Origin of the sequence: Vibrio sp. R-1 (assembly GCF_035615595.1) — a bacterium.
GTDB lineage: Bacteria > Pseudomonadota > Gammaproteobacteria > Enterobacterales > Vibrionaceae > Vibrio > Vibrio cholerae.
Genome location: NZ_WPDC01000018.1, coordinates 26,513 through 39,199 on the forward strand (window position 1 = coordinate 26,513; position 12,687 = coordinate 39,199).

Consider the following 12,687-nt stretch of genomic DNA (forward strand, 5'->3'; position numbering starts at 1 on the left):
GCACATTATCTGAGTCACTTTTGTCTCAAAGCGCGCTCTTTTTTCGCACAAGACAAATTTGCTGCTTAATCAACCATTAAGCTTGACTGTAGATTGATTGTTATTTTTCACACTCCGTCAGGAAAATGACTTTATTGCCTGTTTTTCTTCAAGTTTTACTTCATCCCAAAATCCGTCGAGTTCCGCCAAAGTGAACGCGTGCAGCGGCTTATTTTTCGCTCTGGCTTTGTCCTCAACACCTTGAAAACGGCGCATAAATTTGGCGTTGGCTTTACTCAGCGCCATTTCAGGATCATGACCTAAATGACGCACTAAATTGACGGTTGCGAATAAAAGATCGCCTAGCTCTTCCTCGACTTTTTGCGTATCCACATCCACTTGCAGCGCTTCTTCCATTACCTCTTCGACTTCTTCGTGCACTTTTTCAACCACAGGGCCAAGGCTATCCCAATCAAATCCGTATTGGGCACACTTTTTCTGGATCTTGTAGGCACGCGATAAAGCGGGCAACGAACGTGGTACAGAGTCTAGAATACTTTGCTCACTTTTGCCTGCTTGCGCTTTTTCTTTGGCTTTTTCCGCTTCCCAATTGGCGTGAATTTGCGCGTCATTTTCAAAGGTGGCATCCCCAAACACATGAGGATGGCGGCGGGTCAGTTTCTCGTTGACCGTTTCCACCACATCACGAAACTCAAACAGGCCTTGTTCTTTGGCCATTTGGCTGTAGAAAATCACCTGAAACAGCAAATCCCCCAACTCTTCACGCAGGTTAGGCCAATCGCGCTGGGTGATGGCATCCACCACTTCAAAGGTTTCTTCGATGGTGTAAGGTGCAATGGTGTCGAAGGTTTGCTCTTTATCCCACGGGCAACCTTGTTCTGGGTCACGCAAGCGGCGCATGATCTGTTCGAGTTGTTCAATCGGGTGTGACATGGCTTTCCTCACATCAGGCATTGAGCGCCTAAACGTATTGAAGTTGAAAAAGCAACGAGGTGGAAGTTTTCACTTCACACCTCGCTGTTTGCGTTGGATTTAACCTAAACGTTTGACCAACATAACATCTTTGATCTGCTCGATGCGTTTAGAAACGCGCGCTAAAGCTTCGACGTTGTTCACCTCAAGATCGAAATCCATGATGATGATTTGGCGTTTATAGTCGGAGCGGCTCTTCATACTCGCCACTTTGACTTTCTCATTGGCCAGCAAAGTCGTGATGTCTTTCAGTAAGCCACTGCGCTCCATCGCTTCAACACGTACGGTCAGTAGATAAGAGCCTACAAAACCACTGCCCCATACGGTATCAATGATCCGCTCTGGTGCATGAAGGCTAAGCTCCTCGAGCTGCTCGCAGTCGCTGCGGTGCACCGAAATACCACGGCCTTGGGTAATGTAGCCACGGATTTCATCGCCTGGGATTGGCTGACAGCAACGCGCAAGGTGGGTCATCAGGTTATCGACCCCTTCCACCACCACCGCATCTTTATGCGGGCGATTCGGTGTTAGGGTTTTGCTTTCCTGCAGTTTTTCCAGCGCGAGCTTATCTTCTTCCTCAGCGGTCGGTTTATTCACTAACGCATTGATATGATTAACAATCTGATTAATGCGTAGATCGCCACTGCCGATACCGACGTACATTTCATCCACGCTATTGACGTTAAAGCGCTTGAGCGCATACGCCTCGGCGTGCTTGAGATTGGCACCGATTTTCGCCAGTTCGATTTCGAGAATTTCCCGTCCCGCTTCGAGATTTTTTTCACGGCTCTGTTTGCGGAACCAAGCATTAATCTTGGCGCGCGCACGCCCTGAATGAACGAAACCAAGCGATGGGTTCAACCAATCGCGTGATGGATTCGGCTCTTTGGCGGTGATGATTTCAACCTGATCGCCCATCTGCAATTTGTGGGTGAAAGGCACGATACGTCCTGCCACTTTCGCGCCAATACAGCGATGCCCCACTTCGGAGTGAATGTGGTAGGCAAAATCGAGCGGGGTCGCGCCCATAGGTAAGTCAACCACATCGCCTTTCGGGGTAAAGGCGTAGACGCGATCATCAAACACTTGGCTGCGCAGTTCGTCGAGCATCTCGCCCGAATCGGACATCTCTTCTTGCCAATCGAGCAGTTTACGCAGCCAAGTGATCTTCTCATCGTAGCCACTGCGTGCTGCACTGCTGCCCTCTTTGTATTTCCAGTGTGCCGCTACCCCAAGCTCTGACTCTTCATGCATCTGCTTGGTTCGGATCTGGATCTCGATGGTTTTGCCTTCCGGCCCCAAAATCACGGTATGAATGGACTGGTAACCGTTCGGTTTGGGGTTCGCTACATAGTCATCAAACTCGTTCGGTAAGTGCTTGTATTTCGTGTGCACAATGCCAAGCGCGGCATAACAGTCTTGCAGCTTATCAGCAATAATCCGCACCGCGCGCACATCAAACAGCTCATCAAAAGCGAGGCTTTTCTTCTGCATTTTGCGCCAGATGCTGTAGATGTGTTTCGGGCGACCGCTGACTTCAGCGTTAATCCCGGATTGCTTCATCTCAGCACGCAGGTCGCTGACAAAATCACGAATGTACTGCTCACGCACGATGCGACGCTCAGAAAGCTGTTTGGCGATCTGTTTATAGGTATCCGGTTGTTGGTAACGAAACGCGTAGTCTTCAATTTCCCATTTGAGCTGACCAATGCCAAGGCGGTTAGCCAGTGGCGCATAGATGTTGGCACACTCTTTGGCAGCCACGCGGCGCACTTCATCTGGCTCGTTTTTCACTTCACGCAGGTTGCAGATCCGCTCGGCAAGCTTAATCACCACGCAGCGGAAATCATCCACCATCGCCAGTAGCATACGGCGCACGTTATCCACTTGCGCTGACGCTTCACTGCCATGCATGGTGACGTTGAGCTGGCCAATCGCCGCCATCTCTTCCACGCCGTGGATAAGCTTAACCACTTCGCGGCCATATCCCTCTTCAAGCGACTCATTATCCAGCACACCACTGGTGGCGATCGGAAATAGCAAAGCCGCCACCAACGTTGGGCGGTCCATCGATAGGGTGATCAAAATTTCGATCATTTCCCGCCCACGCCAAAGCAGCAGAGGCCCTTGTGGATTGCCCGCCAACAGTTGTTCACAATCGCGATACACTGCGGTTAATTTAGCGGCCGTTTTCCCCTCTTGGGTCAGGCTGGCTATCCATGTTTCTAGCTCAAACTGTTGGTCTGGGTTTAAGTGTGCGCTTCGTACCGCAACCATTGATATCGTCCTAATAATTGTATTTTTAGCCTTCGACTGACGCTCGTATCAGGAGTTCAATCGCTAGCCCTATTTCACAAACAAAGCCATGGACTCGAGATGACTGGTGTGCGGGAACATATCGAGCATCCCCAGTTTCTCTAAGCGAAATCCTTGGCTCAGCAAGCTTTGACTGTCTCGTGCTAATGTCGCAGGGTTACACGACACGTACACAACCCGCTTGGCACCTAACGCAGAGAGTTGATCCACAATCCCTTCTGCGCCTGCGCGGGCTGGGTCGAGCAGTACTTTAGCAAATTTCTGCTGCGCCCATGAGGCGCTCGTCATATCTTGTTCCAAATTGGCCTGATAAAACGCCACATTATTGATTTGGTTCAATTTCGCGTTATGAGTGGCGTGTTGCACCATCTCATCAACACCTTCAACACCCACCACCGCTTGCGCTTGTTTGGCCAGCGGCAGCGTGAAATTTCCTAAGCCACAGAAGAGATCGAGCACGCGTTCTTGTGGGCTAACCTCAAGCCAATTCAAGGCTTGCGCGACCATGTGCTGATTCACCGCGCGATTGACCTGAATAAAATGACTGGGCAAGAAACTTAACCGGCTGCCTGTTTCTTCACAGTATGGCGCTTCACCTTGCACATGTTGCAACTCGCCTGCTTCCGGCATCAGATATAAGGTTAGTTGGTTTTGCGAAGCAAAGTCAGTCAAACGCTGCTGATCTTGTTCAGTCAACGCGCCTAAATGGCGCAGCACCAACACGCGAGTGTTATCCCCTTTCACCAATTCGACATGCCCCAACCGATCAGGTTGACTCCACTCACTCAACAAAGCGTTCAAATCAGGCAATAGCGCATTTAAACTCGGCTCCAGCACGGGGCAATCGGTCACATTAACAATCGCTTTGCTCTGCTTGCGGCGAAAACCCAATTGTAGTTGCTGAGTTTTCTTATCCCACATCAGGCTTAAGCGTGCGCGACGACGGTAGCCTTGATCATCAGAACAAACTGGCGCAGACAGAGCAAGACTCTGCCCTGCAAACTTCACCATTAATTGACTTAAGGCTTGCTGCTTGTGATGGATTTGTCCCGCTCGGTCAAGATGCTGTAAATCACAACCACCACATTGCGTATAATGCGCACAGAAAGGTGCAACACGCTCAGCGCTGGGTTTCAACACTTTAATCAGTTGACCGCGCGCGTATTTGCTCTTGTTTTCAGTGAGCTGAATCAGCACCTCTTCCCCCGGCAAAGCGCCGTCAACAAACAAGGGTTTCTTGTGTAAAAAGGCCAGTCCGCTGCCTTGGTGATCCAACCGTTCAATAGTGACCGGCTGATGCTTTGTGTCTAACGTGCTGTGCTTTTTCGGTTGAAAGAAACGTGCCATGCTCTGTGCTCAAGTGTTGAAATAGATTTGTTTTCGCCCCGGCATCACTATTCTGCACGGGGGAGATTGTCGAAGATGAGGGAGTTGATTAAGCTAACGCCAACGTTTCCCCACGCAATCCGATTTGTGCGGGGTATTTTCCCATATCCACACCACAATGTTTAGACAATAATGACTCAAAGATATGGCTTGCGCGCCCGCGTTATGACGCTCACTTTGGCACCTACCCTGATTATTGGTCTGCTGCTTAGCGCTCTGTTCTCTTTTAACCGTTATCACGATTTAGAAACTCAAGTGATCAATTCCGGTGCCAGCATCATTGAGCCATTAGCGATCGCCAGTGAAGATGCGCTGCGTATGCAGAGCCGAGAATCGGTACGACGCATTATCAGCTATGCCCACCGTAAGAATTCTAAGTTAGTACGTAGCATCGCGGTGTTTGATGCCAATCATGAGCTGTTTGTCACCTCGAACTTCCACCCCAATTTCGAAAAGCTGATGTATCCCAAGGATAAGCTGATCCCGTTTCTGAGTAGTTCCGCGATTGACGAGAACACGCTGATATTACGAACGCCGATCATTTCTGAACGCACCGTGCTCGACAATGGCGATGCCAATCCCGCCACTCCGGTGATGGGTTATATTGCGATAGAACTGGATCTCTCCTCACTGCGTTTACAACAGTACCAGGAAATTTTTTCCGCTGGTTTAGTGCTAGTGATCGGGATTTTGCTGTCAGGGGTATTTGCTTCGCGCTTGATGTACGATGTGACTCGCCCAATCACTCACATGAAAAATATGGTCGACCGCATTCGTCGCGGCCATTTGGATGTGCGGATTGAAGGTAAAATGCACGGCGAGTTGGATACGCTGAAAAAAGGCATCAACGCGATGGCGGTATCGCTCTCCGAATACCATGTCGAAATGCAGCACAGTATCGACCAAGCGACGTCTGATCTCCGGGAAACCCTTGAACAGCTTGAGATTCAAAACGTTGAACTCGATATTGCCAAAAAGCGCGCTCAAGAAGCGGCACGAGTGAAATCCGAATTTCTAGCTAACATGTCCCATGAGCTGCGCACCCCACTCAATGGTGTGATTGGTTTTACGCGGCAAATGCTGAAAACCCAGCTGACCAACAGCCAAGCAGATTATCTACAAACCATTGAAAAATCAGCCAATAACCTTCTCACCATCATCAATGACATTTTAGATTTTTCCAAACTCGAAGCCGGTAAGCTAGCTTTGGAAAATATTCCGTTTGAATTCCAAGAAGTATTGGAAGAGGTGGTTAACCTGCAAGCCACCAGCGCGCATGAAAAAGGGTTAGAAATCACCCTCAAGATTGACCCGAAAATTCCGCGCGGCGTGGTGGGCGATCCGCTACGGATTCAGCAAGTCTTGACCAACTTGGTCGGTAACTCCATTAAGTTTACCGAGCGTGGCAATATAGACGTGAGCGTGGAAATGCGCGCGCTACGCGATGATGTGATCGACCTGCAATTTATGGTGCGCGACACCGGAATTGGCATTTCTGAGCGTCAGCAAGCCCAGTTATTCCAAGCCTTTAGCCAAGCGGATGCCAGTATTTCACGCCGTTATGGCGGTACAGGACTTGGGTTGGTGATTACCCAAAAACTGGTCAGCCATATGGGCGGAGAAATCAGCCTCACCAGCCGTTTACACCAAGGTTCAACCTTCTGGTTCACGCTGCGCCTGCATACCACAGAGCTGCCTCTCAATGACGGTTATAACGCGGACTCGCTCAATCATCGCCACTTGCTGCTGATTGAACCCAATATGCAAGCCGCTGCAATTGTGCAGCAAACGCTGGTCCAAAGTGGTTTAGAAGTGACGTACCGCTCAGCGATTCCGGAAGAGCAACACGTTTACGACTATGTACTGCTCAACTTAGCGCCAAGTAAAGAGACCAATCCGACCTTGGTGGAACTTTGGGTGCAACGCGCGTTAGCCATGACCCATAATGTGATTGTCGGTGTGCCGAGCACAGAACTGGCGCTCGCCGACCAATTGATGCAGCGCTACCCAGTAAAATGCATCAGTAAGCCTTTATCTCGCAAAAAACTGCTACAAACCTTGGCAGCGCAACAGCCGCAACTCGCCAATACCAGTTTGCCCAAACCTCAAGCCGATAAGCTTCCGCTGTGCGTCATGGCGGTCGATGATAATCCAGCCAACCTCAAACTCATCACTGCGCTATTGCAAGAGCGGGTTGAGTACGTGGTCTCTTGCACCAGCGGTCAGGAGGCGATTGAGCAAGCTCAGAGCCGTCAGTTCGATATCATCTTGATGGACATTCAAATGCCGCACATGGATGGAGTGACCGCTTGTAAAGCGATCAAGCAGCTCAAAGGGTATCGTGATACGCCAGTCATTGCGGTCACCGCACATGCCATGGCAGGCGAGCGTGACCGTCTACTGAAAGCGGGGATGGATGATTACCTGACCAAACCGATTGAAGAGCATATTCTGCAACAAGTGTTGGTGCATTGGAGCCCGCACACGCGCAGTAAACAGGTTGCGAAAGTGACCCCACCCGATGGTGCCGCGGTCATATCTAACGCCTTACCCTCATCACCGCCAGCAGAAGAGGCCATTATTGATTGGCCTGTCGCGCTGCGCCAATCCGCCAATAAAGAGGATCTCGCCAAAGAGATGCTCGGCATGTTGGTCGATTATTTGCGGGAAGTCGAAACTGTGGTCAATACTGCGCTTGAGGATGAAGAATACCCCGCTAGCGATCTACTGCATCATATCCATAAGTTGCATGGCAGTTGTTCGTACAGCGGCGTACCGCGCCTGCGAAAAATCTGCGCCAGTTTGGAGCAAGCGCTGCGCAATGGAGCGAGCATCGATGAGTTAGAGCCTGAGTTATTTGAGTTGCAAGATGAGATGGCGAAAGTGCTCGAAGCCTCTCGCGACTATCTGAACTGATCCTGCTTGAGTTCTTTCGCACTGGGAAGAGGCAGGATCTCTTCCCCCATTCGATAAATATGATAGCCATGTTTGCCTCTGTATTTGACCCAGTACATGGCTTTATCGGCTTGTAGCAGGAGTTTTTCTAAGTCAATGTGCAGACTGTTCATATGACTAATCCCGATACTGCAACCCACTTGCGCACTCTGCTGACCCAATGCAATCGGCTCAGAGGAGGATTCGATCAACTGCGCCGCAAACCGCTCGATAGATTCGGCAACAAATTTATCCAGCGGAATGTAAATAGCAAACTCATCGCCACCGAGCCGTCCGACCACAAAATCAGAAAAGTGCGTTTGCGCCAAGGCATAAAAACGCTTAGCGATTTCACGTAATACCTCATCGCCAGCCGCATGCCCCAAGGTATCATTCACCTGCTTAAAACCATCCAAATCAATCAATAGCAGTACCATGGTAGTGCTAGCACGCTGTTTGCGGAGCACGAACTTCTCACAACCTAAACGGTTTTTTAGTCCCGTCAGAGTGTCTTGTTCGGCAATGGTGCGATAGTAGCTTTCCCAACGTTCAATCTGTTGACGCAGCTCGCGCTCACGCAGCAAGGCTTGATGGGAAGCGTCGATAAATTCATTGATGCTTTTGGCCACCAAACCAATCTCGTTGTGGTGATCTTCTGCGGCTACCGCCACTTTGCGATCATGATCTGGCCGCACTTCGGATAACGCCTGTGAAAGATCCGTCAGGGGTTTACCGACCAAGCGGCGAACGATCCAGATAAGCGCAATAAAAGTCACGAGAAACTGGATCAAAACCACGGCTATCTGATCAAGAATCTGATTAATGGCTTGCTGACGAATCACCTGATGATCCTCATGAATCATCAGATAGCCAATCAAATTACCATCTACGGGAGAATCTAATCGGTATCGGTTCGCATCAGTCCAATAATTCTGCTCTTTGTAGGTTGAGGGGATGGTGGTGCGCTCAAAGACAATGCCATCCACGCTGGCTAACTTAACCGCATTGATCTCTTGATGAAGCAGCAACGCATCCATCACCTCGGAGGCAATATCGTAATTATTCACATACAGTGCAATGGCCGCCGAGTTACTCAAAGAGAGCGCAAGCTTCTCCTCCAGCTCTTGTTTTTGCTGCTCAACACTCTGTATGCCGCGCGGAATAATGATGGCCAAAATGATCAGCAAATACCCAAGTGCACACAGTGAAATCATCTTCAGCAAGCGATTAACCAGTGGCGAAGTGCGCGTTTGATCAGTCATAGAGCACCAGTAATACTTTCAGCGCGTCACTGGGCACTTGATCGGTATAGCCAATCGAGAACGGATTCTCTTCTAATTTGGCAATCAGCTCTTGTTCACTCACCACAGATTCCGGTGCACGCAGCCGCCCTGAGAATTTCAGTTTGGCCCAATAAGCGTTGATTTGGCTCTCTTGCATATTGGTCACCTGCAAAAAGAAGCGCTGACGCACCGTACCACTCCGATCTAACACCTGATTAATGTAAGTGTTGCCCACCACGCGATTACGTCCAAGGTATAAAGCGGATAACTGCTCTTTATTAATCTCCATAATCGGACTCTTCGGGCTAGCAACAACATACAATTCAGCGGAAGCCGAAACCCATGGACTCAGGAAAAAAATGAGGAGTAACCAATATCGCATTGAGTCCTCCTAAAACACAAAGTTAACGCTGACAGAAAACAGCTGCACATCCCGCCCCTGCAGACCCTGCAAATCCGCTTCTAAAGGAATGGCCCATAATCCATAGCCATTATCGGCAATCTGGATGTAATCATATTGTGCTTTCAAAGCTATCTGAGCAGTGACGTCCCAGCGGACTCCGAGTGAAAACGTCTGCTGATCGATGTAAGTGGAATTAATGCCACCAATCAACCATTTCTGTACCTCTGCCAATTGCGCGCCATTGACAGGGGATAACCCCCAATCAGACTGCGCTTGGTAGGGCGGATTTTTCGGGTTAAACCGACCGTAGATAACATAAGGTGTGACATTGCCGAGAGTATACCCAGCAATGGCGTAGCCACCGACCCCTTCAGGAACCACGGCTTTCTCACCAAGGATGGTATAAATTTCTGATTGGAGTGACCACTGATCGCCTCGATAGCCAAAACCCAATTGCCAATATTCAATGGTTTCTTCTTGAAGATTGATTTGCTCAGCTAACTGCGCCGCTTCGGTGCTGATCGGGCCAAGCCCGGCTTGCGCCAGTTGATTGACGACTTGAATACCCAGTAGAGAATTACCGTCTAGATCCACCTTCAGTTGCCCGACATGCACATAGGAGAGACGTCCAAACCAACGATCCTGTTCGAGTGAAAACACCAAAGCTAATGTTTGATCGGATTGCGTGGCAGAAATTTCGCTGGAAGCGGTATTTTGCAGTTTCTGTTTAATTCGGCCATATTGCGCGCCTAACGACCAAGTGATCTCATCCCATTGGCTGCGATAAGTCACATCAATCCCATCGATGGCATCATAGAAAATGCCGCCATAAAACTCTTGGGGAGGGCGCAACCAAAGGTGGGCGTAGTCAATCCGTCGGCTGTCAGCGGCGATATAGGCGTTAAGCCCAAGGCGCCCTAGGCGAATATCCCAATTTTCATCCGGCGTATAACGCACAAAAGCCAGCTCAGTAATATCATCGAAGCGCTGCTCGACTCGCTCTTTCATTACCCACTGAGTGGTCACCGACCATTGCGGATCTAACTGCAGATCAAACTGAACCCCAATATTGCTATCTGGCTTAAACGATCCGTTGCGTTGATAATCATCTGGCTGAGCGATGTTGCGCAGGAAACCGAGATTCTCTTCATTTTCATAGCTATAACCAATCGAACCATAACCAGAGACGCTCCAGTCGGCCGCTAAGGCAGCACCGCTCGTCATGGCTAATAGACCGACAACACCGCTCATCAGGCGTGTTTGAAAAAGGCTTCGTATCATTGGGTTATCCCTAAGCAAGCGCGATTTCCACCACGGCGCCAACCTGCACGCCAAGTGAAATATTCTCCATTTCGATCGTCATTGATGATTAATGACATCACCCAATATCTTTCATTTTAGTGATTGGTGAGACAAAAATACGCGTTGGGTGCAAAGAGTCAGAAAACTCATTCTTCCGTTGGGGAAAATTAAGCACGTAAGGAAAATATAGTCAGAAAATGAAAGATTTGAAATAAACCAAAGCATGAGCGCCGCATTAACGACGTTCAAGGATTACGGTCGCCATCGCATAATGGCGTTCGTCGGAAATGGAAAGATGAATATTTTCAACCTGCAGCTGCGAGGCTAACTCTGCCGCTTGACCGCTCAAGATCAGTAAAGGTTTCCCCAACTTATCATGGCTAATGGTAAAGTCATGGAAAGTCACCCCCTGAGCAATACCGGTTCCCAAAGCTTTCGAAGCTGCCTCTTTGGCGGCAAAGCGCTTGGCTAAAAAGCGCCCTTGTTGCTTCGAAGCATGAAATTGCTCTAGTTCAGAATCGGTAAGAATGCGGCGCGCAAAGTTTTCTCCTGAGCGCGCCAACGCTTTCTCAACCCGTTCGATTTCAGCGATATCCGTTCCGAGTCCAACGATCATACGTTATCGACGCGCAGCAACCATGATGGCTTTCATATCTGCGACGGCTTTCGCTAAACCATCAAAAACCGCGCGACCAATGATCGCATGGCCGATGTTCAGCTCGTAAATTTCAGGAATGGCCGCAATCGCCGCGACATTGTGGTAGGTCAAGCCATGACCCGCATTCACCGTAATGCCCAAGTCGTGTGCGTAAGCCGCTGCGGCTGCAATTTTCTTCAGCTCATTTTGCTGATCGACATCGCTTTTCGCATCGGAGTAGTGCCCGGTATGCAGCTCAATAAAAGGTGCGCCACAAGCTTTGGCCGCATCAATTTGCTCACGATCGGCATCGATAAACAGAGAAACTTTAATGCCAGCCGCAGTGAGTTTTTCCGTTGCCGCTTTGACACGTTCCAACTGACCTAGCACATCAAGACCGCCTTCAGTGGTCAACTCTTCACGTTTTTCCGGCACCAAGCAGACATATTCTGGCTGAGTTTGCAGCGCAATCTCGACCATCTCATCCGTCACCGCCATTTCAAGGTTCATGCGCGTTTGCAGCGTTTCACGCAAAATACGGACATCGCGATCTGTGATGTGACGACGATCTTCACGCAGATGGATGGTGATACCATCCGCGCCCGCACGTTCAGCAATTTCCGCTGCATGCACTGGATCGGGATATTGTGTGCCGCGTGCGTTACGCAAAGTCGCCACGTGATCGATATTCACACCAAGATAAATTGAGCTCATTCTTCTGTACTCCGTGCTCTGGGTAGAGTTGTTTGACGAAACAACTCACGACTCTTTAAAGGTTTGCCGCCAAGATACGGCTTTAAGGCTAAACGTGTAAAGCGTTTTGCCGCTTGCAGTTGTTCTTTGCTGGTAAAACGCCGTTCACTGATTGCAATGAGCTCGTTACCGAGAAAGGTGAGATTATCGCGACGTACTGAGGCAATAAAGCCTTTTTGCTCACGATAGCGATAGGTCATGTCTGGTGAAACTGGCTCGCCCGTACCTGCACAATGCAGAAAATCTACGCCGTACCCCATCGCGGCAAGTAAGGCGAGTTCAAAGCGGCGCAACGCGGGCTCGGGATTGGTGCTTTGCGCCAGTTCAGTGAGCGCAAACAGATAATCATGGAATAGTCCGGGGCTAGCGACTTCTGGCATGAGCACTCTATCCACCAGCTCATTGATGTACATTGCCGAATAGAGATAGACGCCGGAAAGCGGTAAGCCGAGGCTAATCGGTTCGGCTTGGCGCAAAGTTTTCATCGAGCCATTGCCCGACCATTTCAGCAGTAAAGGAGTGAAAGGTTGCAGCGCACCTTTGAGGTTGGAGCGTTTTCCGCGCGCGCCTTTGGCCATCAAGCTGACTCGCCCGTACTCCTCACTGAACACATCGAGAATTAAGCTCGATTCACTGTAAGGGCGGCGGTGCAGAACAAAACAGCGTTGCAGTCCGTCTGACATTTTCCCTTTCTATCATGC

10 protein-coding genes are annotated in these 12,687 nt (G+C 49.7%); 1 reads left to right on the plus strand and 9 read right to left on the minus strand.

Translation table 11 applies throughout. The features are described from left to right. Positions 1-117 precede the first annotated feature (117 nt). From mazG to rlmD, 3 genes are all read right to left on the minus strand, one after another. A complete protein-coding gene (gene mazG, locus GOU96_RS06210; protein WP_267781501.1) occupies positions 118-933 on the minus strand; it encodes a nucleoside triphosphate pyrophosphohydrolase in 816 nt (271 codons plus the stop codon). Positions 934-1,032: 99 nt separating this feature from the next. Beyond that, positions 1,033-3,249, minus strand: a complete 2,217-nt coding sequence (gene relA, locus GOU96_RS06215; RefSeq protein ID WP_258501329.1) for a GTP diphosphokinase — start codon at positions 3,247-3,249, stop codon at positions 1,033-1,035. A 69-nt stretch (positions 3,250-3,318) separates the two neighbouring features. Continuing rightward, positions 3,319-4,635 (minus strand): 23S rRNA (uracil(1939)-C(5))-methyltransferase RlmD, encoded by a 1,317-nt coding sequence (rlmD, locus tag GOU96_RS06220; RefSeq protein WP_175247944.1) that lies wholly within the window; start codon positions 4,633-4,635, stop codon positions 3,319-3,321. 171 nt (positions 4,636-4,806) lie between these two features. Here rlmD and barA point away from each other — a divergent pair, with 171 nt between their 5' ends. Next, positions 4,807-7,590, plus strand: a complete 2,784-nt coding sequence (gene barA, locus GOU96_RS06225) for a two-component sensor histidine kinase BarA (RefSeq protein ID WP_267781506.1) — start codon at positions 4,807-4,809, stop codon at positions 7,588-7,590. On the opposite strand, the gene GOU96_RS06230 is transcribed toward barA, so the two are convergent. The 6 genes from GOU96_RS06230 to recO all read right to left on the minus strand — a co-directional run bounded on the left by GOU96_RS06230 (position 7,578) and on the right by recO (position 12,669). After that, positions 7,578-8,870, minus strand: a complete 1,293-nt coding sequence (locus GOU96_RS06230; RefSeq protein WP_000132104.1) for a GGDEF domain-containing protein — start codon at positions 8,868-8,870, stop codon at positions 7,578-7,580. The two genes, barA and GOU96_RS06230, sit on opposite strands and share 13 nt — an antisense overlap. Then, entirely contained in the window at positions 8,863-9,273 is a 411-nt protein-coding gene (locus tag GOU96_RS06235) for a hypothetical protein (protein ID WP_001271111.1), read from the minus strand. Before GOU96_RS06235 ends, GOU96_RS06230 begins: the two co-directional genes overlap by 8 nt. Positions 9,274-9,282: 9 nt before the next feature. After that, entirely contained in the window at positions 9,283-10,575 is a 1,293-nt protein-coding gene (locus tag GOU96_RS06240; protein ID WP_000621298.1) for a hypothetical protein, read from the minus strand. Between the two features lie 256 nt (positions 10,576-10,831). Next, a complete protein-coding gene (gene acpS / locus GOU96_RS06245; protein ID WP_000635063.1) occupies positions 10,832-11,212 on the minus strand; it encodes a holo-ACP synthase in 381 nt (126 codons plus the stop codon). Between the two features lie 3 nt (positions 11,213-11,215). After that, positions 11,216-11,947 carry a pyridoxine 5'-phosphate synthase gene (pdxJ, locus tag GOU96_RS06250; RefSeq protein ID WP_000095364.1) on the minus strand — a complete coding sequence of 244 codons (732 nt, stop codon included), beginning with the start codon at positions 11,945-11,947 and terminating at the stop codon, positions 11,216-11,218. Beyond that, positions 11,944-12,669: a DNA repair protein RecO gene (recO, locus tag GOU96_RS06255; protein WP_001279487.1), complete on the minus strand. Its 726-nt coding sequence runs from the start codon at positions 12,667-12,669 to the stop codon at positions 11,944-11,946. Before recO ends, pdxJ begins: the two co-directional genes overlap by 4 nt. Positions 12,670-12,687 lie beyond the last annotated feature (18 nt).

Coding starts and splice junctions, on each gene's coding strand:
- mazG (WP_267781501.1), bottom strand. CDS start 933: ATGTCACACCCGATTGAACAACTCGAACAGATCATGCGCCGCTTGCGT.
- relA (WP_258501329.1), bottom strand. CDS start 3,249: ATGGTTGCGGTACGAAGCGCACACTTAAACCCAGACCAACAGTTTGAG.
- rlmD (WP_175247944.1), bottom strand. CDS start 4,635: ATGGCACGTTTCTTTCAACCGAAAAAGCACAGCACGTTAGACACAAAG.
- barA (WP_267781506.1), top strand. CDS start 4,807: ATGACTCAAAGATATGGCTTGCGCGCCCGCGTTATGACGCTCACTTTG.
- GOU96_RS06230 (WP_000132104.1), bottom strand. CDS start 8,870: ATGACTGATCAAACGCGCACTTCGCCACTGGTTAATCGCTTGCTGAAG.
- GOU96_RS06235 (WP_001271111.1), bottom strand. CDS start 9,273: ATGCGATATTGGTTACTCCTCATTTTTTTCCTGAGTCCATGGGTTTCG.
- GOU96_RS06240 (WP_000621298.1), bottom strand. CDS start 10,575: ATGATACGAAGCCTTTTTCAAACACGCCTGATGAGCGGTGTTGTCGGT.
- acpS (WP_000635063.1), bottom strand. CDS start 11,212: ATGATCGTTGGACTCGGAACGGATATCGCTGAAATCGAACGGGTTGAG.
- pdxJ (WP_000095364.1), bottom strand. CDS start 11,947: ATGAGCTCAATTTATCTTGGTGTGAATATCGATCACGTGGCGACTTTG.
- recO (WP_001279487.1), bottom strand. CDS start 12,669: ATGTCAGACGGACTGCAACGCTGTTTTGTTCTGCACCGCCGCCCTTAC.